The following is a 22,429-nucleotide window of genomic DNA, read 5'->3' on the forward strand; positions in this document are numbered from 1 at the left end:
GGGCTTGATGTGGTGCTGGATGAGGTCAGGCCAGGCCCGCGACCAGGTCCGCAACGCTCTTACGGCGCCCCGTGAAGAACGGGACCTCCTCACGGACGTGCCGCCGCGCCTCGGACGCGCGGAGCAGACGCATCAGGTCCACGATCCGATGCAGCTCATCCGCCTCGAACGCGAGAATCCACTCGTAGTCGCCGAGCGAGAAGGACGCGACCGTGTTGGCCCGCACATCCGGGTAGCCGCGCGCCATCTTGCCGTGATCGGCGAGCATCTTGCGGCGCTCGTCGTCGGGCAGCAGGTACCAGTCGTAGGAGCGCACGAACGGGTACACCGAGATGTAGTCGCGCGCGTTCTCGTCGGCGAGGAACGCCGGGATGTGCGAGCGGTTGAACTCGGCGGGGCGGTGCAGCGCCATGTTCGACCACACCGGCTCCAGGGCGCGGCCCAGCTTCGTGCGGCGGAAGAGGTTGTACGCCTCCTGGAGCTGGTCGGCCGTCTCGGCGTGCCACCAGATCATGAGGTCGGCGTCGGCGCGCAGGCCCGACACGTCGTACGTGCCGCGGATCGTGACGTCCTTCGCGGCGAGCTGGTCGAACAGCTCCTGGACCTCGTCCGCGTACCCGGAACGGTCCTCCGGCAGCACGTCCTTCAGCTTGAAGACGGACCAGAGGGTGTAGCGGATGACCTCGTTGAGGTCCTTCGCCAGCTTGCCCTTGTTCGGTACGCGCGCGGCGTCGGTGTTGGGGGTGTCGTCGCTCATGTCCTCATTCTCCTGCTCCGCCGTGCATGCTCTGCACCGGGTCGGCCTTCAGCTCGTCGAGCGCGGCGGTGTCGCCGCCGAGCAGGTCCACGGCGGCGTACGCACCGGCGATGCAGGCCGGGATGCCGACGCCGTCGTATGCGGCTCCGCACACGGCGAGGCCGGGCACGGCGGCGATGTGCTCGCGGATCCGCTCGACGCGGGCGGCGTGCCCGACGGGGTACTGGGGCAGTCCGTCCTTCCAGCGCGTGACGTGCGCGGCGACCGGGGCGGCGTCGAGGCCGGTGGCCTCGCGCAGGTCCTGCCGTGACAGGTCGACGAGGTCGTTGTCCTCGCGGGCGAGGTCCTTCTCGTCGCCGTAGCGGCCGACCGAGGTGCGGACGACCATCAGGTCCGGGTTCTGTTCGGCGATCCAGCCCCACTTGCGGGAGGCGAAGGTGGCGGCCTTGATCGTGTGGCCGTCGACCGGCGGGACGAGGAAGCCGCTGCCCTCGGGAAGGTCCGCCTCCGCCTTGCGGAACGCCATCGTGATCAGCGCCATCGACGCGTACTCGATGCGGCGCAGCTCCTGGGAGGCCATCGGGGACGCCGTGCGCAGCAGGCTCGCGGCGGCGCGGGCCGGCAGCGCGACGATCACCTGGTCGGCCTCGAAAACGCGGCCGGACTCGGTGCCGAGCCGCCAGACCGCGTCACGCGTGGTGAGCGAGGTGGCGCGCTCGCCGAGCAGGATCTCGCCGCCCTTGGCGCGCACCGCGTCGGCCACTGCCCCGGGCAACGTACCGATGCCGCCCTCGATGCCCATGAACACGGGCCCGGTCTGCTGATTGGCCGCCGCCCGCTCCTGGATGGCACGCACCGCTTCCGTCAGCGACACATGACGCCCCGCCTCCTCGAACAGCTGCGGCACCGCGCTGCGCATCGAGATCAGGTCGGCGTCGCCCGCGTAGACGCCGCCGAGCAGCGGTTCCACGAGCCGGTCGACGACCTCGCGGCCCAGGCGCGCGGCGACGTACCTGCCGACGGCCGTGTCCTCGCCGAGGTGGGTGGGCGGCAGGTGGTCGTCCCGGCGGATGCGGCGCAGTCCCTCGTCGGAGAGGACACCCTCAAGCGCTTCGGCGGTGCCGGGCACGCCCATGACGTGGCCCTTGGGCATGGGGCGCAGGGCGCCGCGGGTCCAGATGGACGCGGTCGCCGTGGACGGTGGCTGAAGGCGGTCGCCGAGGCCCACCTCGCGGGCGAGGCCGACCGCTTCGGGGCGGCGGGCCAGCATCGACTCGGCGCCGAGGTCGACGCGCGCGCCGGCGATCTCGCCCGTGCGCAGCTTGCCGCCGAGCCGTTCGTCGGCCTCCAGGACGGTCACGTGTACCGGCCCGCCCCGCTCGCTCCCGGCGAGCAGTCGATGGGCGGCCGCGAGGCCGGCGATCCCGCCGCCGATGACGAGGACTCTCCTGCCCCGCCTGCCCCGACCCGTCTTCGTCACAGTGTCCGCTTCACGCATGCCCCCACTTTGTCAGAACGTCAGCCCAGGATTGACGCGTGGCGGGCGCGCGCCGGGCACGTTCCGGGCACGCGCTCGACGTGTCCCGACCGTGACCGGTTCGGGACCGGCCGGCAACCACCGTTCGGGACGCCCGCGCGTCGAAGGAACGTCCGACGACCGTCACGTCCACATTCCTTCGGGGGTTACGTCCATGCACCGTTCCCGTTCCCGCTTGCGTACGAAGACCCGCACCGGGCCACGCCGCCCGCTGGCACTGCTCGTCGCGGCACTGTTCGCGGTGGCGCTCGCGCTGACCGGCTGCTCGGGCGCGGGAGGCGACTCGGGCGACAAGAGCGCCGCCGACGCCGACGACAAGGGGGCCGCCAAGAGCGACCTCGGAGCGGGCGGCGGCAAGTCCGACGCCGGCCGGCAACAGGCCCAGAAGCCGCCGAAGCTCACCGGAGTCCACGTCATCCGCACCGCGCACCTCTCCGTGCGCGTCAAGGACGTCCCGGACGCGCTCGACAAGGCCCGGACCGCCGCCGAGGACGCGGGCGGCATGGTGGGCGACGAGACGACCGACCGCGACGGCCACGGCCACGAGCGCTCCCGGGTGACCCTGCGCGTACCGCAGGAGTCGTACGAGGACGTACTCGATCAACTCGCGGGCAGCGGGCGACTGTTGGAGCGGAACGTGACGGCGAAGGACGTCACGGACCAGGTCGTGGACGTCGACAGCCGGATCAAGTCGCAGCGGGCGAGCGTCGCACGCGTGCGGGAACTCATGGACCGGGCCGAGAAGTTGAGCGACGTGGTGACCCTGGAGGGCGAACTGGGCACGCGCCAGTCGGAGCTGGAGGCACTCCTCGCGCAACAGGACTCCCTCAAGGACCGCACGTCCCTCGCAACCATCACCCTCCGCCTGACCGAGACGTCCACACCCCCGGCAGACGACGACCCGGGCTTCCTCGACGCCCTGTCGGCCGGCTGGAACGCCTTCGTCACGGCACTGAAGTGGATCGCCATCGCCCTGGCAGCGGTCCTGCCTTTCGCAGCACTACTGGGGGCGGCAACATTCGTGTACCTACGCTTCATCCGCCGCAATTCAAGCCCCGCCGACGCCCCTTCAAGCCCCGCCGGGGACCTATCAAGCCCCGCCGGCGATTGAGGCGCGGGGTCCGGGGCAGAGCCCCGATCTTTCAAGCCCGCACTTTGGACGAGAGCCAGCGGGGCCCGGGGCAGCGCCCCGCGGCGTCAACCCCGGGTTAGCGTAAACAGATGAGCACCGAACCCGCGCGCGAGCGCCTCGTGGTCATCGGCGGCGACGCCACAGGCATGTCCGCCGCCTCCCAGGCCCGCCGCCTCAAGGGCCCGGCCGAACTCGAGATCGTCGCCTTCGAACGCGGCCACTTCACGTCGTACTCCGCATGCGGCATCCCGTACTGGGTGGGCGGCCAGGTCGCCGCACGGGACGAGTTGATCGCCCGGTCCCCCGAGGAGCACCGCAAGCGGCACATCGACCTCCGCACCCGCACGGAGGTCATGGAGATCGACGTGCCGGGGCGCCGCGTACGTTCCCGGGAACTCGACGGCGGGACCGAGTCCTGGACCTCGTACGACAAGCTCGTGATCGCCACCGGCGCCCGGCCGGTCCGCCCCGACCTGCCCGGCATCGACGCGCCCGGCGTGCACGGCGTGCAGACGCTCGACGACGGTCAGGCACTGCTCGACACGTTGCGGGCGACCGAGGGCCGGCACGCCGTGGTCGTGGGCGCCGGGTACATCGGCGTGGAGATGGCGGAGGCGCTGATCCACCGCGGGTACGAGGTGACGGTCGTGAACCGCGGCGCCGAGCCGATGTCGACGCTCGACGCGGACATGGGCCGGCTCGTGCACGAAGCGATGACCGGCATGGGCATCACCATGGTCGACGACGCCGAGGTGACGAAGATCCTCGCCGGGGACGACGGACGGGCCCGCGCGGTGGCCACGGACGACGCCGAGTATCCGGCGGACGTGGTGGTGCTGGGGATCGGCGTGCGCCCGGAGACGAGCCTCGCGCGGGATGCCGGGCTGCCGCTCGGGGCGTCCGGCGGGCTGCTCACGGACCGGTCGATGCGGGTGCGCGGCCACGAGAACATCTGGTCGGGCGGCGACTGCGTCGAGGTGCTCGACCTGGTGTCGGGCAGCGAACGGCACATCGCGCTCGGCACCCACGCCAATAAGCACGGCCAGATCATCGGCGCCAACGTCGGCGGGGACTACGCGACGTTCCCCGGCGTCGTCGGCACGGCCGTCAGCAAGGTGTGCGACCTGGAGATCGCCCGCACGGGCCTGCGGGAGAAGGACGCACACCGTGCGGGCCTGCAGTACGTGAGCGTCACCATCGAGTCGACCAGCAGGGCGGGTTACTACCCCGGCGCGGCGCTGATGACGGTGAAGATGCTGGCCGAGCGGCGCACGGGCCGGCTGCTCGGCGTGCAGATCGTGGGCCGCGAGGGCGCGGCGAAGCGGGTCGACGTGGCGGCGGTCGCGCTGACCGCGGGCATGACGGTGGAGCAGATGACGGCGCTCGACCTGGGTTACGCGCCGCCGTTCTCACCGGTGTGGGATCCGGTGCTGGTGGCGGCGCGCAAGGCGGTGGCGGCGGTCCGGGCGGGCTAACACCGGCTCGGTGTGCGGCCCCGGTGCTGCGACTCGAAGCGCCGGCTCAGAGCGCCGCCTCCCGCGCCGCGGCGACCGCGTCCACCAGGCCGAGCCCTGCCTCGCTCCCCGCCGCGATGGCATCGAACCAGGCCCGCAGCGCCGTGCGGACATCGGCCACGAACTGCTGGGCGGCGGGGGCGAGTTCACCGGCGCGGTGCACGACGCCGAACGGCGACTCGATGAGCGGGTCGGTCTCGACGACCTCGGCCCCGGCGTCGAGCGCCGCCGCGCACATCCGCAGCGGCAGGAACGCCTGGAACCCGGACCGGAGCACGAACGTCAGCTGGGCGTTCCTGCTGGGCACGGTCGCACCGGTCGTCGGGGCGACGCCGTGCGCGGCCAGCGCCGCCTGCACGGCGTCCTCCTCGTTGCGGGTGACCTGGCGGCGGGCGAGCGGCAGGTCACCGATGGCGGCGAGAGGGACGCGCCGCGCACCCGCTCCGGGGCCGCCGTGCCCCGGCGGGCGCACCAACAGCAGCCGCTGCACGCCCAGTTCGATGAAGTCGAGATCACCGCGGAGTTCGTCCGGGGCGAGTGTGAAGCCCAGTTCGGCGCGCCCGTCGGCGACCGCCGCCACGAGTTCGTGCCGGGAGCCGACCTCGCTGATGTCGAGCCGGACCGCCGGGTACGCGCGCGTGAACCCGCCGGCCCAGGACGCCACCGCCTCCCCGGACATGTCGGGCGTGCACACCACCGTGAGCACACCCCCGCCGACCTCGCGGGCGCCGCGCATCGCGTCCTGGACGGCGACCACGTCGTCGAGCACCCGCCGGGCCAGCGGCACCAGCTGGTGGCCCGCGGAGGTCGGCACGAGGCGGCGCGCGGTGCGGTGGAACAGCTCGACCTTCAGCTCGCGCTCCAGGGCCCTGATGGATCCGGAGACGGTGGGCTGCGACAGGTACAGGTGCTCGGCGGCGCGCCCGAGCCCTCCGTGGTCCACCACGGCCAGAAACTGCTCCAGCTGCCTCAGCTCCACCGGGTCTCCCTTGAAGTGCTACACCTCCACGGCCGCTCCGCGGGTCACACGGTAAGTGTCCGGAAGCGTCCCGTCCACGCCGACCTGCCTGGTCACGGCCCGGCCGAGGTTGCGCTCGTGGACCGGCGACGACCCCTCGTAGATCCGCAGCGCCCGTACGTCGCGCCACATGCGCGGTACGGGGTGGTCGCCGACGATGCCCTCGCCGCCGAGGAGCTGGACGCAGCGGTCCGCGACGCGGCTCGCCATTTCGGAGGCGAACAGCTTGGCGGCGGCGATGCGGTGGCGCGGCACGGTGCCGGAGTCGAAGGCGCGGGCGGCCTCCATGGTCAGCGCGCGGGCCGCCTCGAGATCGGCGAAGCAGCGGCCGAGGTCGGCCTGGACGGCGCCGAGTTCGGCGAGCGGCGCGCCGAACTGCTCCCGCCCCGACAGGTGCCGTGAGGTCTCCTCCAGCATCCGGGTGGCCTGGCCGACGCAGGTGGCGGCGACGTGCAGCCGGGCGTGGTTGATGCCGCGCAGCGCGGCCTTGAACCCGGCGCCGAGTTCGCCGCCGAGCAGCGCGGAGTCGGGGACGCGCACCCCGGCCAGTTCGATCTCGGCGACGGGCGCCTCTGCGTGCCCGTTCATGCGGGTGGGCAGCCGCGTCGTGACGCCCTCGGTGTCGCGCGGCACGAGGAACGCTGAGACGCCCGCGGCCCCCTCGCCGGGTTCTCCGGTGCGGGCGAACACCACGAGTTCGTCCGCCCAGTGGGCGTTGGTGATGTACCGCTTGTGCCCGTCGATGACCCAGCCGCCGTCGGACCGGCGCGCGGTGGTGCTCAGCGATCCGGCGTCCGAGCCCGCGCCCGGCTCGGTCAGCGCGAACGCCGTGACGTGCTCGCCCGCCGCCATCTTCGGCAGCATGCTCTCGCGCTGCGCTTCGGTGCCGTGGTCGAGGATCGCCTGCGAGCACAGTCCGATGACGGTGGAGAACCGCGACCGGTACACGCATGAGGCGCGGGTGAACTCCATGGTCAGCCGCACCTGTTGGCTCATGGTCCATTCGAGCCCGCCGAGCCGCCGCGGTATCGACACACCGAAGAGACCGTTCCGGGCGAGCGCGTCCACCACGCGCTCGGGGACCTCTCCTGCTTCCACCATCTCTTGCTCGGCGGGGATGAGGACGTCGTCGGTGAGGGCGGCCACGCGGGCGAGGTACTCCTCGAATCCGAGCGCGAACACGTCGGGGTCGATCATGCGGGTTCCTCCTGTGGGGTGTTCCGAATTGTTGAAGGTGGGCGGGGGCCCGCCCGTTGCGCTCGCCCGCCCCCACGCCACGGGGCTCCGCCCCGGACCCCGCTGCTCAATCGCCGCAGGGGCTTGAATGGCCGGTCCGGCCCCGGCGTGGCTCACGGCCGCGCAGCGACCGCTCCGCCGTCGACCAGCGCGCGGATCTCCGCCTCGCCCCGGCCGAGTTCCGCGAGGATCCGCCGCGTGTGCTCACCGACCTCCGGCGCCGGGGGCGTACTCGTGGGACGCCGCCCGCCCACCGAGAAAGCGGTGGTCGGCGCCGTGCCCCCACCACCGCAGTCCGCGATCAGCCCGGAGGCCCGCACATCGGCATCGTCGGCGAGCTCGTCGAACCTCCGCACCGCCCCGCACACGATGCCCGCACCCCGCAACCGCTCCAGGGCCTCGTCCCGGTCGAGCCGGCCGAGGGTGTCGTGCAGCAGACCGAGGAGTTCCGGCCGGTGTTCGACCCGCGCGGGGTTGGCCGCGAACCGCGGATCACCGGCCAGCTCCGGCCGCCCGATCACCTCGCACAGCACCGCGAACTTCTCCCGCGTGTACGCGGAGAGGACCAGCGCCCCGCCGTCCCGGGTCCGTACAAGGTCCGCGGCGGGCGCCGCCAGCGCCTGCCCATTGCCGCGCCGCCTCGGGGCGCTGCCGCTCAGCTCGTGCTCGGCCCAGGTGGACGCCTGGGCGTGCACGACGGCCTCCATGAGCGAGGTCTCCACGACGTCCCCACGCCCGGTGCCCGTCCGCTGCAACAGCGCGGCGAGGACACCCGACGTAAGCGCCTGCGCCGCCAGCACGTCCGCCACCGCGAAGCCCACCCGCTGCGGATCCCCGTCCGCCTCCCCGGTGAGATCCATGACGGCGAACTCCGCCTGCGCCGCGATGTCGAGGCCGACCCGGTACGCCGAGGGGCCCCGCGTGCCGAACCCGGTGACGAATCCGTAGACGAGCCGCGGATGACGGGCGAGCAGGGCGTCCGGGCCGAGGCCGAGCCGTTCGCTGACGCCGTGCCGGAAGTTGTGCAGCAGCACGTCCGCGGTGCCGAGCAGCTCGCGGACCACGTCCGCGCCCCCGGGCGCGCGCAGGTCGACGGCGATGCTGCGCTTGCCGCGGTTGTTGGCGCGGACCATGGCGGCGCCGAAGGGGCCGATGCCGCGCGCCTGGTCGCCGGAGAGGGGTTCCACCTTGATGACGTCGGCGCCGAGGTCGGCGAGGTTCTGCCCGGCTCCGGGCGCGGCGATGTACTGCCCGAAGTCGAGCACGCGCAGTCCGTCGAGTGGGCGGCTCATCGGGCCTCACCCGCCGCGGCCCTGCGCCGCGCCGTCTCGGCGAGCAGCACCTCGCGCGAGCGTGCCGGGTCCAGCAGCAGCCCGCCCGCGACGGCGAAGACGCAGATGGTGATGCCGACGACGAGGAACCCGTCGGCGTACCCCTGCGAGACGGTGTCCGCGGCGTCCACGATGACGCCGAGCAGCCACGGAGCGACGATCCCCGCGACGCTGTACGCGGCGATGATGCAGCCGAAGAAGCCGGGCCTGTGCCTGCGGGGCAGGAAGTCGGCGGCGCCCGCGAAGGCGACCGAGAACGCGACGCTGTTGATGGAGAACGCGGCGACCACCAGGGCCAGTTGGAGCCCGCCCGGCGGCACCTGTGTGAAGGCGATCATGGCGACGCCCGCGAAGCACAGATACCCCATGGTCAGGAACCCGCGCGCGGCCCGCGCCGAGCGCCCGGCCTTCAGCATCCGCCCCGAGATCAGCCCGGCGGTGAGCAGCACGACGATCGCGAGCCCGTACGGGAGGGTGGCCAGAAGGCCGACGGTGCCGCGCGAGTAGCCCATCCCGTCGTGCAGGAACGACGGCAGCCAGGACACCTTGAGCGAGGAAATGAGGTACCCGGCGAAGGAGAGCAGCGCGAGCCCCCAGAAGCTCCCGGTGCGCAGAAGCGAGGTCAACGGTACGTCGATGTCACCACCCTCAAGCCCGTCTGTCGGACGTGAGCCCGCGGGGTCCCTTTCAAGCCCCGCCGGCGATTGAGGCGCGGGGTCCGGGGCAGAGCCCCGCGGCCTCATCCCCGGCTCCCGCCGCGTCACGACCAGCCACACGACCACCCACACCGCCCCGACGGCGACGAGCACCACGAACGCCGCATGCCAGGTCCACGTAACGATGACCCACGTGAGCAGCGGCGTAGCCACCAACGGACCGACGGAGGAACCCGCGTTGACGACCGCCCCCGCGAACGCCCGCCGCTCGGCCGGGAAACGGTCCGCGACGACCGACTGGCACAGGGCATGCGCCGGCCCCTCGAAGAATCCGAGCACCATCCGCGACGCGATCACCACGCCCACCGTGGTGGGCACGGTCAGCGGCGCCATGCTCGCCACCCACGCGATCATCAGCCCGGCCGCCGACCAGCGCCAGCCGATCCGCCGGAAGAACAGCGCGAGGACGACCGCGCCCGCCGCGAACAGCCAGAAGAAGGCGCTCGACATCAGGCCGTACTGGGCGGCGGTGAGCCCGAGGTCCTTCTCCAGGTCGGGCGCGGCGAGCCCGATGGCCGCCTTGTCGGCGAAGTTGAGGGTGAAGAAGGCCAGCAACAGGCCGATGATCCACCAGTCCGTCGACGACACCCCACGACGGAATCCGGGCACCTTGGCTGCCCCGGCCCCAGCCGCCGCCTGCGACGCTGCATGCGCGGTCACGTCCACCTCCACGGTCCCGCGCCACCGGATGGGGTGGCGCACCGCACAGGCAATCGGAGGTGGCGGGCGCGAACAATGGCCGATTTCCGCAGGGGCCCTTCGGCAATTCCGAAGAGACCCCCGCGGCGGCGCGAACTACTTGGCGGTCTGCGTGTGCACGTACTCCACGAGCCGGGTCAGCGCGTCCGGGTCGGTATTCGGCGGCACGCCGTGGCCGAGGTTGAAGATGTGGCCCTCAAGGCCCGCGGCGGCGTCGAGGACCTCGCTGGCCTTGGTCTCGACGGCCTCGGGGGTGGAGAACAGGATGGCCGGGTCGAAGTTGCCCTGGAGCGTCTTGCCGGGGCCGACACGGCGCGCGGCCTCGTCGAGCGGGACGCGCCAGTCGACGCCGACGACGTCCGCGCCGGCCTCGCCCATGAGCCCGAGCAGCTCGCCCGTGCCCACACCGAAGTGGATCCGCGGCACCCCGTAGTCCGCGACGGCCTGGAAGACCTTCGCCGACGCGGGCATCACGGAGCGCCGGTAGTCGGCGGGCGCGAGCGCCCCCACCCACGAGTCGAACAGCTGGACGGCGCTGGCGCCCGCCTCGATCTGCACCTTCAGGAACGCGGAGGTGATCTCGGCGAGGCGGTCGAGCAGGTCGGCCCAGAGCTGCGGGTCGCCGTACATGAGCGCCTTGGTGTGCTCGTGGTTGCGGGACGGGCCGCCCTCCACGAGGTAGCTGGCGAGCGTGAAGGGAGCGCCGGCGAAGCCGATCAGCGGCTTCTCGCCGAGCTCGGCGGTGAGCAGCCCCATGGCCTCGGTGACGTACCAGACGTCCTCGGGGGTGAGGTCCCGCAGCTGGGCCAGGTCGGCGCGCGTACGGATCGGGTTGGCGATGACCGGGCCGACACCGGGCTTGATGTCGAGGTCGATGCCGATGGCCTTGAGTGGCACGACGATGTCGCTGAAGTAGATCGCCGCGTCCACGTCGTGGCGGCGCACCGGCTGCATCGTGATCTCGGCGACCAGGTCGGGGCGCATGCAGGAGTCCAGCATCGCGATGCCCTCGCGCACCTTGTGGTACTCGGGCAGCGAGCGGCCGGCCTGGCGCATGAACCACACCGGCGTGTGCGGCACGGGCTCGCGCCTGCACGCCTTGAGGAAGGCAGATTCCTGCGTGGCCTTCGTGGGTTCGTACGTCGCTGACGGCTGCTGGCCCGTGGCCTCGGTGTTGGCACTCACACCCGAAAGTTTCGCACGCCCGCGACGCCGCCTGTGAAGGACATGGGGAAGGGGGCTCCGAGAGGGGTGTCCCTCCCCACGGGAGGGGCTCGCTCCCCTTAACCTTCCCGGCATGGCTTCGGCTCAGGGACGACGGTCGGACGACGGGCGCGACGACCACGACGACACAGGCGGGATGAGTGAATCGGTGCGGGAGGGGCAGAACGCTCGGGACATGAACGCTGCACAGGAGCACGACCCCACCCCGCCCGCCTTCCGTACGGCGGTCGACGCCCTGCGGTCCGCGCGGCTCCGCCCGGAGATCGAGATCGACCCGACGCGGCCGCCGCAGCGCCTGGCTCCCTATTCGTACGCGCTGGAGGCCGCGGTCGTCGACGGTGACGAGGATCTGGCCGACGGCCGGCTCGTCCTGCTGCACGATCCGGCGGGGCACGACGCCTGGCACGGCACCTTCCGGCTCGTGACCCTGGTCCGGGCCGAACTCGAACCGGAGATGGCGGCCGACCCGCTGCTCCCGGACGTCTCCTGGTCCTGGCTGACGGGCGCGCTGGAGGCCCGCGGCCTCTCCTACGGGGAGCCTTCGGGCACGGTCACCCGTGCGAGTTCGCACTACTTCGGGGGGCTCGGCGACCGGGCGCCCGCCTCGCAGATCGAGATCCGGGCGTCGTGGACGCCGCGCGAGGGCCTCGGCGGCGTACCGGACACGTCGGCGCATCTCGCGGCGTGGTGCGAGGTGCTGTGCCAGATCGCGGGCCTTCCGCCGGTGGCGGCCGGACCGCAGGGTCCGGACGGCGCGGTGGTGACGCTGCCGCAGCGGCGGGGGCCGCGTCCTTCCTGACCACGGATTCGCAGGGGTCTTTTTCGGCCGCGTCGGAGCAGCTCCGGCGCGGCCTTCTCATGTCTCGGGCTCAGGTTTCGGGTCCTTTCGGAATGGCCCCGGTCGGTCGGATTTGGTTCGATTGGATGCGACTCGTGACAATTCGGCACCCTTTCGAATGATCGCTTGCGTGTCCGAATTGCTCGCATTGTTACTCACCAAATCGTGATCATTCTCTAAAGGCGGACGGGTTTGGTGCCGAAGGACCCAGTGACCTTGAAAGCACGGTTCATCCCGGCTTCATCCCCGAGCCGGCTCCCGTCCCGCACCCCAGGAGGCCTGGTGTCCGTTCTCCTCGAGCAGCCCTCAAGCCTGGTCGCCTACCGCCCGAACAAGCCGACCGCGATGGTGGTCGTGGCCGACCCCCGCGTCCGTTCCACCGTGACCCGCCACCTGTGGGCGCTCGGTGTTCGTGACGTGATCGAGGCCTCGTCCGTCGCGGAGGCTCGTCCCCGCATCGGCAACCCCCGCGACATCTGCGTCGCCGACGTCCACCTCCCCGATGGATCCGGTCTGACGCTCCTCTCCGAAACCCGAGCCGCAGGCTGGCCCAACGGGCTCGCCCTCTCCGCCGCCGACGACATCGGCGCCGTGCGCAACGCCCTCGCGGGCGGCGTCAAGGGCTATGTCGTCACCGGCACCCGTACCAACATCGGCCTGCCCACCCGGCCAGGCGCCGCCCCGATCGGTGCCGCGGCCGCCCGTATGCACCGTCGCCCCCCGGGTGCCCCGAGCCACCCGGGCGGCTACCGCGAACTCTCAGGACGCGAAGTGGAGGTGCTCCGGCTCGTCGCCGAGGGCCAGTCGAACAAGGCCATCGGCGTCTCCATGGGCCTGTCCGCCCTGACCGTCAAGAGCCACCTCGCCCGCATCGCGCGCAAGCTCGGCACGGGTGACCGGGCCGGCATGGTGGCGGTCGCGCTGCGCACCGGAATCATCCACTGATCACCGTTTCCCCGACCCACTGATCGCCCAGTGGCCGGATTCGTCCGGTTTACTTCGGCACGGCGCCCGTCGACGTAACGTTCCGTCGACGGGCGCCGTGCGTTCACAGATACTCTTGACAGGTGACCGACGCCCAAGAAACCGCAGCAGACAGTTCACTGCGCACCACCGGAGGCGCCCCTCTGGACGACGGCGGATCTTCTGCTGAAGGATCTGTTGGTTCAGTCAACGGTGCGCCGACCCCCCTTCTCGAACCCCGTGAGGGCATTCCGCCGGTGATCGCCGACGAAGCCTCGCTCGCCGATGTCGTCGCGGCCTTCGCCGCGGGCACGGGCCCCGTCGCCGTCGACGCCGAGCGCGCCTCCGGCTACCGCTACGGGCAGCGCGCCTACCTGGTGCAGCTGCGCCGGGAGGGCGCGGGCACCGCGCTCATCGACCCGGTGGCCTGCCCCGACCTCTCCTCGCTCGGCGAAGCCATCGGCGACGCCGAATGGGACCTGCACGCCGCCACCCAGGACCTGCCGTGCCTGCGCGACATAGGCATGCGGCCCGCGCGGCTCTTCGACACCGAGCTGGCCGGACGGCTCGCCGGCTTCCCGCGGGTGGGCCTCGGCGCGATGGTCGAGAACGTGCTCGGCTACGTACTGGAGAAGGGCCACTCCGCCGTCGACTGGTCGACGCGCCCGCTGCCCGAGCCCTGGCTGCGCTACGCCGCCCTCGACGTCGAACTCCTCGTCGACCTGCGTGACGCGCTGGAGAAGGAGCTCGACCGGCAGGGCAAGCTGGAGTGGGCCCGAGAGGAGTTCGACTCCATCGCCTCCGCCCCGCCCGCCCCGCCGCGCAAGGACCCCTGGCGGCGCACGTCCGGCATGCACAAGGTGCGGCGCCGGCGTCAGATGGCGGTCGTCCGCGAGCTGTGGACGGCGCGCGATCAGGTCGCGCAGCGGCGGGACGTGTCGCCGGGCAAGGTGCTAGGCGACTCGGCGATCGTCGAGGCCGCGCTCGCGCTGCCGCCCAATGTGCACGCGCTGTCCGCCCTGTCCGGCTTCGGCCACCGCATGGGCCGGCGTCAGCTGGAGCAGTGGCAGGCGGCGGTCGACCGGGCGCGGGCCCTGCCGGACGCCGAGCTGCCGCAGCCGGGCCAGGCCACGACGGGGCCGCCCCCGCCGCGCGCCTGGGCCGACAAGGACCCCGCCGCGGCGGCCCGCCTCTCGGCGGCGCGGGCGGCGGTCTCGGCGCTGGCCGAGACGCTCTCGATGCCGCAGGAGAACCTGATCACGCCGGACACCGTGCGGCGGGTGTGCTGGGAGCCTCCGGCGGAGATCGAGGCGGCATCCGTCGCGGAGGCGCTGCGCTCCCACGGTGCCCGCAACTGGCAGATCAACCAGGTCACCCCCATCCTCCTGCCGGCGCTGGCGTCCCACGCCTGACCCGCACCCTCCGCTCAACGCGCCCCTCGGCCCAGGCCGGGGGGCGCGTTGGCGTACGCAACCGTGCCCTGACGCCACGGGGCTCCAAATGAAGCCCCTGCGGCGATTGAGCAGGCCCGTCCGGCAGGACTTTCGGGAAGGGGTGGGGTGGGGACTCCGCCCCAGACCCCGCTGCTCAATCGCCGCAGGGGCTTAAAGGAATGTGACCTTCGCCGCTCCGGCCGGGGGGACTTCAAGACTTGGTTACTCGCAAGTAGCATGGCGGTATTCGCAGCGCGCCGTCCGCGTACCCGGAAACGGATCCCGTACCGGACGCCCGCGCCGCGCGGCAGCGCATTCCCGCACCTGGAGGAGAGCCATCGTGCCTCGTACCGTCAGGGACGTCGTCTTCGTCGACGGCGTCCGCACCCCGTTCGGCAAGGCGGGCCCGAAGGGCATCTACCACGAGACCCGCGCCGACGACCTGGTCGTCAAGTCCATCCGGGAGCTGCTGCGCCGCAACCCGAACCTGGACCCCGCGCAGATCGACGAGGTCGCCGTCGCCGCGACCACGCAGATCGGTGACCAGGGCCTGACCATCGGCCGCACCGCGGGCATCCTCGCGGGCCTGCCGCAGTCGGTCCCCGGCTACTCCATCGACCGCATGTGCGCGGGCGCCCTCACGGCCGTCACCACCACCGCGGGCTCCATCGCCTTCGGCGCGTACGACGCCGTCATCGCGGGCGGCGTCGAGCACATGGGCCGCCACCCCATGGGCGAGGGCGTGGACCCGAACCCCCGCTTCGTATCGGAGAAGCTGGTCGACGAGTCGGCCCTCTTCATGGGTATGACGGCGGAGAACCTGCACGACCGCTACCCGCACATCACCAAGCAGCGCGCCGACGAATACGCCGTGCGCTCGCAGGAGAAGGCGGCGAAGGCGTACGCGAACGGGAAGATCCAGCAGGACCTCGTCCCGATCTCCGTCCGCAACACCAACGCCGAGGTCGGCGAGACCGGCTGGGGCCTGGTGACGGCCGACGAGCCGATGCGCCCGGGAACCACCCTTGAGAGCCTCGCCGGCCTCAAGACCCCGTTCCGCACCCACGGCCGCGTGACCGCCGGAAACGCCGCCGGTCTCAACGACGGCGCGACGGCCTCGATCATCGCGTCCGAGGACTTCGCCCGCGAGAACAACCTCCCGGTCAGGATGCGTCTCGTCTCCTACGCCTTCGCGGGCGTGGAGCCGGAGGTCATGGGCTACGGCCCGATCCCGGCCACGGAGAAGGCGCTCGCCAAGGCGGACCTGTCGATCGAGGACATCAACCTCTTCGAGATCAACGAGGCGTTCGCCATCCAGGTCCTGGCCTTCCTCGACCACTACGGCATCGCCGACGACGACGCGCGCGTCAACCAGTACGGCGGCGCCATCGCGTACGGCCACCCCCTCGCATCCTCCGGCGTCCGTCTGATGACGCAGCTGGCTCGCCAGTTCGAGGAGCAGCCGGAGGTCCGCTACGGCCTCACGACCATGTGCGTCGGCTTCGGCATGGGCGCCACGGTCATCTGGGAGAACCCGCACCACAAGGACGCCGGAGGCGACAAGTGAGCACCACCACCGCTGAGCTCCTGAAGGGCGCATCCGCCCTCTTCGAGGACGAGGTCGTCACGTCCGCGCACGTACGCCACCTCGATCTCCCCTATGGTGCGGGCAAGTTCGCCCTCATCACGCTGGACAACGGCCTGGACCACACCAAGCCGACCACCTTCGGCCCGGCCTCGCTCGCCAACCTGAACACGGCGATCGACCAGGTGGAGAAGGAGGCCGCCGAGGGCGACATCGTCGGCGTCGGTGTCACCGGCAAGCCGTTCATCTTCGCGGTCGGCGCCGACCTCAAGGGCGTCGAGCTGCTGAAGAAGCACGACGACGCGCTCGCCATCGGCAAGGGCGGCCATGAGGTCTTCAAGCGCCTCTCCGCCCTCGCGGTCCCCACCTTCGCGTACTACAACGGCGCGGCGATGGGCGGCGGCGTCGAGGTCGGTCTGCACTGCGCCTACCGCACCGTCTCGAAGGCCCTCCCGGCCTTCTCGCTCCCCGAGGTCTTCCTCGGCCTGGTTCCCGGCTGGGGTGGCTGCGCCCTGCTGCCGAACCTGATCGGCGCCGACAACGCCGTCTCGGTCATCATCGAGAACAGCCTCAACCAGAACAAGCAGCTCAAGGGCAAGCAGGTCTACGAACTCGGCATCGCGGACGCGCTGTTCGAGGGCGCGGACTTCCTGGAGCAGTCCCTCATCTGGACCGCTCAGGTCCTCAAGGGCGACGTCAAGGTCGAGCGCCCGGACGTCGACCGCGGGGAGGCCTGGGACCAGGCCGTGGCGCGCGGCAAGTTCATCGCCGACTCCAAGGTGCACGGCGCCGCCCCGGCCGCGTACCGCGCGCTGGACATCATCGCGAACGCCAAGTCCGGTGACCTGCAGGCCGGCTTCGACGCCGAGGATCAGGCCCTCGCGGACCTGATCATGGGCGGCGAACTGCGCGCGGGCATCTACGCGTTCAACCTCGTCCAGAAGCGCGCCAAGCGCCCGGCGGGCGCGCCCGACAAGAACCTGGCGCGCCCGGTGACGAAGGTCGGCGTGGTGGGTGCGGGCCTGATGGCCTCGCAGCTCGCCCTGCTGTTCTTGAGGAGGTTGGAGGTCCCGGTCGTCCTCACGGACATCGACCAGGAGCGCGTCGACAAGGGTGTGGGCTACGTCCACGCGGAGATCGAGAAGCTGCTCGGCAAGGGCCGCATCAACCAGGACAAGGCGAACCGCCTGAAGGCGCTCGTCTCCGGTGTGCTGGACAAGGCCGAGGGCTTCGCGGACGCCGACTTCATCATCGAGGCGGTCTTCGAGGAGATCGGCGTCAAGCAGCAGGTGTTCGCGGAGGTCGAGGCGGTCGCCCCGGCGCACGCGATCCTGGCGACGAACACCTCGTCGCTGTCGGTGTCGGAGATGGCTGCCAAGCTGAAGCACCCCGAGCGCGTGGTCGGCTTCCACTTCTTCAACCCGGTCGCGATCCTCCCGCTCCTGGAGATCGTCCGCGGCGAGCAGACGGACGACGCGGCGCTCGCCACGGCGTTCGGTGTGGCCAAGAAGCTGAAGAAGACCGCGGTCCTGGTCAAGGACGCCCCGGCGTTCGTGGTCAACCGCATCCTGACCCGCTTCATGGGCGAGATCCAGAACGTCATCGACGAGGGCACGCCGGTCGCGGTCGCGGAGAAGGCCGTCGAGCCGCTCGGCCTCCCGATGTCCCCGCTGGTCCTCCTGGAGCTGGTCGGCCCGGCCATCGGCCTGCACGTCTCGGAGACCCTGAACCGCGCCTTCCCGGAGCGTTTCACGGTGTCCCCGAACCTGGCGGCCGTGGTGAAGGCCGGCAAGCGCGGCTTCTACGTCTACGACTCCGGCAAGCCGGAGCTGGACCCGGAGGTCGCGGCGCTGCTGAAGCAGGGCGACTCCGTCCTGTCCGAGGAGCAGGTCCGCGACCGCGTCCTCGACGCGGTGGCCCAGGAGATCGGCCTGATGCTCGACGAGAACGTCGTCGCCGAGGCCCAGGACATCGACCTCTGCCTGATCACCGGCGCCGGCTGGCCCTTCCACCTGGGTGGAATCACTCCGTACCTGGACCGGGCGGGCGTCTCCGAGCGGGTCACCGGGAAGAAGTTCCTGGAGGCGGGGGTGGCTTCGGTTCCCGCGTAACCCGCGTAACGCGTAAGGGTGCGCTGCTGATGTGACGGTGACTGTGACGGCTGACTACGAATGGTTCGTAGTCAGCCGTCACAGTTCTCCACGTTCGCGGGAGGCCTCAGCCCACTTGCCTCAGCCCACTTCCCGCCACGCTTCGAACGCGAGCCCGGCCTCGCCGAGCTTCCTCCGCGACAGGTGAAGCCGCCCCGGTTCCCCCGGCGCCCAACTCGCCGCCACAACACGCCCGTTACCGTCCTCCGCGAACGCGACCCACGCGTCCGCCGGTAGCTCCGGACCGGACTCCGACTCCGCCCACCAGGCCCCCGCGGACTCCGTCTCGGTGGGATACGCGGCGAAGGCGACCCGACCGCCGGCCGACCGCTGAGCGAGCAACGTGCAGTCCACGCCGTCCAGTTGACACCGAACAGCCACAACGGGCCCCGGCCCGGCCGCATCCAGCACCCGCACAGGCCCGCCCTCCCCTCGCCAGGCGCACACGCCACCGTCCTCATCGGTGAAGAAAAGGGTGGTGTACTCGGCGGACGTGGCGAGGGCACACAGGGTGCCCGGCCGGGCGGCAGCGGGCTCCGGCTTCTCGTCCCGTACGAGGGTCCGCCCCGCCTCCTCCTGCCGCCACCGCAGAACGCCCCCGTCAGCCGTGACGGCGTAGAGGGTGATCAGCCCCGACTCCCCTGCCACAGCGGCGAGTTCCCCGTGCACGTCCTCCCCCTTGAGGTCCCGCCACGGCCCCCACCCGCCCTTCTCCTCCTGCATCCGCAGGCTCACCCCGCCGCCCTTGTTGCGTACGAAGACGTGGGCGCGGCCCTGCGCGTCGACGGCGATGGCGGGCGGTCCTGTGCGGTCGCCCTTCTTGTTCGGGTGACCGATGGGGAGCCAGTCGAGGGCGGCGAGGTGCGGCTGGAAGTGCGTCGAGTGCACGAGTCCGGCCTCGCCGGAAACGGTGGGCCGCCAGGCGACGAGGTGCGCGTACCCCTCGCCGCTGCGGGCGACGGCCCCGCCCGGATGCACGCGCTGCTCGCCACCGACGGTGCGGGGTGGTGACCAGGGGCCTTCGGGGTACTCCTCTGCGCGGCAGACGACCGCGTCGCCGTCGGGGGCGTACGCGTAGGCGCAGAGGACGCCGTCCCGAGAACGCATGAGCCAGTCGCCGTTCACGCCCTCCACCTTAAGCCGAGCCGCCGGCGCGCCCCGTGCGACCCTGGACCCATGAACGAACTGCTGGTGGTCGACGGTGCCAACGTCGTGGGTTCCGTCCCCGACGGCTGGTGGCGGGACCGGCGGGGCGCGGCCGAACGGCTGCGGGACCGCTTGGCGGAACGCGCCCGGCACACCGGCGAGGAGATCATCCTCGTCGTCGAGGGCGCCGCGCGAGGGGTGGAGTCGGCGCCGGGTGTGCGGGTGGAGTCGGCGCCGGGGAGCGGGGACGACCGCATCGTCGAGCTGGTGGCGGAGTTGGGGCGCGGGTGTGTAGTGGTGACGGCGGATCGTGAGCTGCGCGGCAGGGTGGGCGCGTTCGGAGCGACATGCGTGGGACCGCGCACGGTGTGGCCTGGCTGAGGCCCCCGCATCCCGATCGCATCACGCCTCAGACGCCGCCAGTTGCGCGATCGCCTTCGTGGCGCGGGCACAGTTGTCTCGGTCTTCGAAGGCGAAGAACGCGCGCGCCCTCCGGTCGTACTCCGGTTCCCTCCGGCAACCGGTGCTCAGGTAGCGGATCACCTCGTTCACCACTTCGTCGACGGTGCCGCACACCGGCCCGAAGCCGTCACGTTCCGCCTCGAAGTACCCCTTCCTCGCATGTTTGGCCCAGTACTCGTCCGGGTCGAACCGTGCATAGAGCAGCGGCGTTCCGAGGTACGCCATGTCGAAGTGGACCGAGGACCAGTCGGTGATGAACAGATCGCACTGCCGCAGCGCGGTCTGCACGCTGACCTTCGTCTGGTCCAGGCGGTGGACGCGCGGGTGGTCCGGCACCACGCCGTCGATCATGTTCCGCATCTCGTAGTGCGGAAGGAAGTCGAGCACGAAGTCGTAGTACTCGAGGGCCTTCATGAGCCGAGGGTCGCGGAGCAGCCGCACCATGAAGTCGCGGTAGGTGGACTCCTGGAAGATTTCCTTGACGGCGTCCTGGTCGGCCCCGTCCCCCTGGAGGTACGAGGGGACCGTCAGGTACTTGCGCCACGTGGGCATCAACAGGACACGGCGTCCGCCCCGGTCGGGCTGGAGAGCGTCGAAGCGCGGGAACCCCAGGGCCTGCGCCTGGTCCCCGTAGTGCATGTGCTCCGAGAAGTACGCGGCCTCCCTGGCGCTTGTCGCGAACACCAGGTCCACACCGGTCCGGTTGCGGTGCAGGGCCTTGCTGCCGTCCTCATCGGTCACGCCATGCTGGAGGAATACGCGCCGGGCACCCACCCGCCAGTTGAGGTGCTTGAGGTAGTTCGTGCGGTTCCACTCCTCGGGGAGCATGTACGAGTCGATGTCGTAGGCGTTGATGAGCAACGACGCGTGCAGCAGGAGCAGTTTGTGCCTCCAGGATCCGTGGGCGACCACGTGTCCCAGGCGCTTCAGCTTGGCCCGGTCGGCGCTCGCCTTGTCGATGATGTAGTAGGCCTTGCGACGTCGTTCGTGCTTTCGCAGGTACGTGAACAGGTGCAGGCTGTTGTCCTGGGCGGTGTCCGTGCGCTCGCCGATCAGCCAGATCTCCTTGCGCCGGAAGAATCCGAGGGTCATGCGCCGAATGGCACGCGCCCGCCAGAACGGGGCCTTGCGCTTCTTCTGCTCCGCGTCGAGTCCCTGGAGGAATTCCTCCCAGTCCTTGGCGCCCTTCTTGGCCCGCGCCTCCCGGACTACCAGTACTGCGTTGTCCTTGCCCTTCGAGAGCGGCAGCACCCAACGGTTGCCGACCCGCATCCCGCGGGCGCCGCGGAGCATCGCCGTCGTCGTCGTGCAGGGGCGCGAGACGTCACGGCCGGACGTGCAGAAGACCAGCTTCAGCGGGAACTCACCGTCCTTGACGGAGCCCATCGGGACCAGCGCCTCGAACCCGCCCCACTCGAGATCGTCCCGGGTGGCCTTGAGGTCGCTGCGCCACACCTGCCGTGCGGGCACCATTTGACCGCTCTTCTCCGCCCACAACTGCATCGGGTTGCGCATCGGCCGGCTCATCGGCAGACCATTGAGGACGAAGCGGCCGGCCACCAGGACCCCGCCCTCCGCGGGCGCCGCCTGGACGCGTTCCACATGCACGCTGGTGGAGGAGACCTTCGTCAGGGGCAGCAGGGCGCTGGGCACCGAGAGGTCCAGATACAGGTCGCCACCCCGTCCGTAAACTGCGCTGATCTGCTGCCCAGGCCGGGCGAACAACTCGAACCAGTTCATGAACATCGCCAGGAACGGCACGCGGTGGCGGGTGTCGTGGGTGGAGGACAGGATCGCGTCGGGGGTCAGCTGGGTGTACACCGCGCGGGCGCGCTGGAAGAGCTGGAACAGCTCAGCCTCGGGCAGCACCTCCGGTGCGCGCAGGGCGAAGCCCTGGTAGCTGCGCACCAGGAATCGGTTGAGGACCTCCACGCGGTGCCCGGAGAGCCGAGGGCGGAGCGTCAGCAGGTATTCCTCAAGCAGGAGGTGGTCCCAGTAGTTCGCCGTGCGTTCCCAGAGTTTGTCCATCGTGGAGTCCTCGGCGGCCCGCTTGCGGTACTGATAGACCGTGTGCGGCACCATCGCGATCCGGTCCGCGAGCAGCATCGCGGGGACCGAGAAGAACGCGTCCTCGAAGTGCACGCCCTCGCGGAAGCGAATGTTGTTGGCACGGATGAACTCGAGGTCGAACAGTTTGTGGCAGGCACTCCCGCCGTGGATCATCTCCGGAATGTTGTCGATGCCGGGGTGCACCTGGGTGTTCGTTCCGAAATAGCGGAGCCAGGGCCAGCTGGTCTCCTCCGGGAACGTCTCCATGCGTCCGATGATGAGCGGCACATCTTCCTTGACCGCCGTGCGCCACATGGTTTCGAGGGCGTCGTGGGGCAGTACGTCGTCCGAGTCGCAGAACGTGATGTAGCGGGCGCTGGCCAGATCCATCCCCACGTTCCGCGCACCGCCGGCCTTTCCCTGCGGATGCACAAACGCCCACACGTTCTGGTATTGCGCGGCGAAGGAGGCAGCAATGCCTGGAGAGCTGTCGCTGCTGCCGTTGTCGACCAGAATCACCTGGCAGCGGTCGAATATCGTCTGACGGGCCAGCGAGTCCAGGCACTCCTGGAGATATCTCTCCACATTGAAGATGGGGACGACGACGGCGACGTCGTAGACGGGATCGAACACGTGTGA

At 71.1% G+C, this 22,429-nt stretch carries 17 protein-coding genes; 8 read left to right on the plus strand and 9 right to left on the minus strand.

Features of this window, described 5'->3' with window-relative positions; genetic code table 11:
* Nucleotides 1-25 precede the first annotated feature (25 nt).
* Together hemQ and hemG are read right to left on the minus strand one after the other, a co-directional pair.
* A complete protein-coding gene (gene hemQ, locus ACIRHA_RS13200; protein ID WP_389274701.1) occupies nucleotides 26-757 on the minus strand; it encodes a hydrogen peroxide-dependent heme synthase in 732 nt (243 codons plus the stop codon).
* Between the two features lie 4 nt (nucleotides 758-761).
* On the minus strand, nucleotides 762-2,255 hold the full coding sequence (hemG, locus tag ACIRHA_RS13205) for a protoporphyrinogen oxidase (protein WP_403843921.1): 1,494 nt from the start codon (nucleotides 2,253-2,255) through the stop codon (nucleotides 762-764).
* A 214-nt stretch (nucleotides 2,256-2,469) separates the two neighbouring features.
* On the opposite strand from hemG, the gene ACIRHA_RS13210 reads away from it, so the two are divergent.
* Both ACIRHA_RS13210 and ACIRHA_RS13215 read left to right on the plus strand, forming a co-directional pair.
* Nucleotides 2,470-3,405, plus strand: coding sequence for a DUF4349 domain-containing protein (locus ACIRHA_RS13210; protein ID WP_403843924.1), 936 nt, complete (start codon nucleotides 2,470-2,472; stop codon nucleotides 3,403-3,405).
* Between the two features lie 110 nt (nucleotides 3,406-3,515).
* Nucleotides 3,516-4,901, plus strand: coding sequence for an FAD-dependent oxidoreductase (locus ACIRHA_RS13215; protein ID WP_403843926.1), 1,386 nt, complete (start codon nucleotides 3,516-3,518; stop codon nucleotides 4,899-4,901).
* Nucleotides 4,902-4,947: 46 nt separating this feature from the next.
* Here ACIRHA_RS13215 and ACIRHA_RS13220 read toward each other — a convergent pair whose 3' ends face one another.
* From ACIRHA_RS13220 to hemE, 5 genes are all read right to left on the minus strand, one after another.
* Nucleotides 4,948-5,919 (minus strand): LysR family transcriptional regulator, encoded by a 972-nt coding sequence (locus ACIRHA_RS13220; RefSeq protein WP_403843928.1) that lies wholly within the window; start codon nucleotides 5,917-5,919, stop codon nucleotides 4,948-4,950.
* An 18-nt stretch (nucleotides 5,920-5,937) separates the two neighbouring features.
* Nucleotides 5,938-7,155, minus strand: a complete 1,218-nt coding sequence (locus ACIRHA_RS13225) for an acyl-CoA dehydrogenase family protein (RefSeq protein ID WP_403843930.1) — start codon at nucleotides 7,153-7,155, stop codon at nucleotides 5,938-5,940.
* 152 nt (nucleotides 7,156-7,307) lie between these two features.
* Complete coding sequence (locus ACIRHA_RS13230) at nucleotides 7,308-8,486, minus strand: CaiB/BaiF CoA transferase family protein (protein ID WP_403843932.1); 1,179 nt, start codon at nucleotides 8,484-8,486, stop codon at nucleotides 7,308-7,310.
* Nucleotides 8,483-9,901 (minus strand): MFS transporter, encoded by a 1,419-nt coding sequence (locus ACIRHA_RS13235; protein ID WP_403843934.1) that lies wholly within the window; start codon nucleotides 9,899-9,901, stop codon nucleotides 8,483-8,485. The genes ACIRHA_RS13230 and ACIRHA_RS13235 overlap by 4 nt, the downstream gene beginning before the upstream one ends.
* A 135-nt stretch (nucleotides 9,902-10,036) precedes the next feature.
* Nucleotides 10,037-11,125 carry a uroporphyrinogen decarboxylase gene (gene hemE / locus ACIRHA_RS13240; RefSeq protein WP_403843936.1) on the minus strand — a complete coding sequence of 363 codons (1,089 nt, stop codon included), beginning with the start codon at nucleotides 11,123-11,125 and terminating at the stop codon, nucleotides 10,037-10,039.
* 214 nt (nucleotides 11,126-11,339) lie between these two features.
* On the opposite strand from hemE, the gene ACIRHA_RS13245 reads away from it, so the two are divergent.
* The 5 genes from ACIRHA_RS13245 to ACIRHA_RS13265 all read left to right on the plus strand — a co-directional run bounded on the left by ACIRHA_RS13245 (nucleotide 11,340) and on the right by ACIRHA_RS13265 (nucleotide 18,094).
* Nucleotides 11,340-11,963, plus strand: a complete 624-nt coding sequence (locus tag ACIRHA_RS13245) for a DUF3000 domain-containing protein (RefSeq protein WP_403843938.1) — start codon at nucleotides 11,340-11,342, stop codon at nucleotides 11,961-11,963.
* A gap of 321 nt (nucleotides 11,964-12,284) precedes the next feature.
* Entirely contained in the window at nucleotides 12,285-12,947 is a 663-nt protein-coding gene (locus ACIRHA_RS13250) for a response regulator transcription factor (RefSeq protein WP_266602921.1), read from the plus strand.
* 122 nt (nucleotides 12,948-13,069) lie between these two features.
* Nucleotides 13,070-14,377, plus strand: a complete 1,308-nt coding sequence (locus ACIRHA_RS13255; RefSeq protein WP_403843941.1) for an HRDC domain-containing protein — start codon at nucleotides 13,070-13,072, stop codon at nucleotides 14,375-14,377.
* A gap of 361 nt (nucleotides 14,378-14,738) precedes the next feature.
* Nucleotides 14,739-15,965 (plus strand): thiolase family protein, encoded by a 1,227-nt coding sequence (locus tag ACIRHA_RS13260; RefSeq protein ID WP_403843943.1) that lies wholly within the window; start codon nucleotides 14,739-14,741, stop codon nucleotides 15,963-15,965.
* Nucleotides 15,962-18,094 (plus strand): 3-hydroxyacyl-CoA dehydrogenase NAD-binding domain-containing protein, encoded by a 2,133-nt coding sequence (locus ACIRHA_RS13265; RefSeq protein ID WP_403843946.1) that lies wholly within the window; start codon nucleotides 15,962-15,964, stop codon nucleotides 18,092-18,094. Before ACIRHA_RS13260 ends, ACIRHA_RS13265 begins: the two co-directional genes overlap by 4 nt.
* Before the next feature lie 120 nt (nucleotides 18,095-18,214).
* On the opposite strand, the gene ACIRHA_RS13270 is transcribed toward ACIRHA_RS13265, so the two are convergent.
* Nucleotides 18,215-19,258 (minus strand): hypothetical protein, encoded by a 1,044-nt coding sequence (locus ACIRHA_RS13270; protein ID WP_403843948.1) that lies wholly within the window; start codon nucleotides 19,256-19,258, stop codon nucleotides 18,215-18,217.
* Between the two features lie 51 nt (nucleotides 19,259-19,309).
* Here ACIRHA_RS13270 and ACIRHA_RS13275 point away from each other — a divergent pair, with 51 nt between their 5' ends.
* Complete coding sequence (locus ACIRHA_RS13275; RefSeq protein WP_403843950.1) at nucleotides 19,310-19,660, plus strand: NTP pyrophosphohydrolase; 351 nt, start codon at nucleotides 19,310-19,312, stop codon at nucleotides 19,658-19,660.
* 21 nt (nucleotides 19,661-19,681) lie between these two features.
* Here ACIRHA_RS13275 and ACIRHA_RS13280 read toward each other — a convergent pair whose 3' ends face one another.
* The gene (locus ACIRHA_RS13280; protein ID WP_403843953.1) at nucleotides 19,682-22,423 is read right to left on the minus strand and encodes a CDP-glycerol glycerophosphotransferase family protein; all 2,742 of its coding nucleotides are present in this window, start codon (nucleotides 22,421-22,423) and stop codon (nucleotides 19,682-19,684) included.
* Between the last annotated feature and the right edge of the window lie 6 nt (nucleotides 22,424-22,429).

This window comes from Streptomyces sp. NPDC102360, assembly GCF_044766085.1.
Classification (GTDB): Bacteria; Actinomycetota; Actinomycetes; order Streptomycetales; family Streptomycetaceae; genus Streptomyces.

Bases quoted from the DNA above. Each gene is read 5' to 3' on its own strand.
- hemQ (WP_389274701.1), bottom strand. From the start codon at position 757: ATGAGCGACGACACCCCCAACACCGACGCCGCGCGCGTACCGAACAAG.
- hemG (WP_403843921.1), bottom strand. From the start codon at position 2,255: ATGCGTGAAGCGGACACTGTGACGAAGACGGGTCGGGGCAGGCGGGGC.
- ACIRHA_RS13215 (WP_403843926.1), top strand. From the start codon at position 3,516: ATGAGCACCGAACCCGCGCGCGAGCGCCTCGTGGTCATCGGCGGCGAC.
- ACIRHA_RS13225 (WP_403843930.1), bottom strand. From the start codon at position 7,155: ATGATCGACCCCGACGTGTTCGCGCTCGGATTCGAGGAGTACCTCGCC.
- ACIRHA_RS13230 (WP_403843932.1), bottom strand. From the start codon at position 8,486: ATGAGCCGCCCACTCGACGGACTGCGCGTGCTCGACTTCGGGCAGTAC.
- ACIRHA_RS13245 (WP_403843938.1), top strand. From the start codon at position 11,340: ATGAACGCTGCACAGGAGCACGACCCCACCCCGCCCGCCTTCCGTACG.
- ACIRHA_RS13275 (WP_403843950.1), top strand. From the start codon at position 19,310: ATGAACGAACTGCTGGTGGTCGACGGTGCCAACGTCGTGGGTTCCGTC.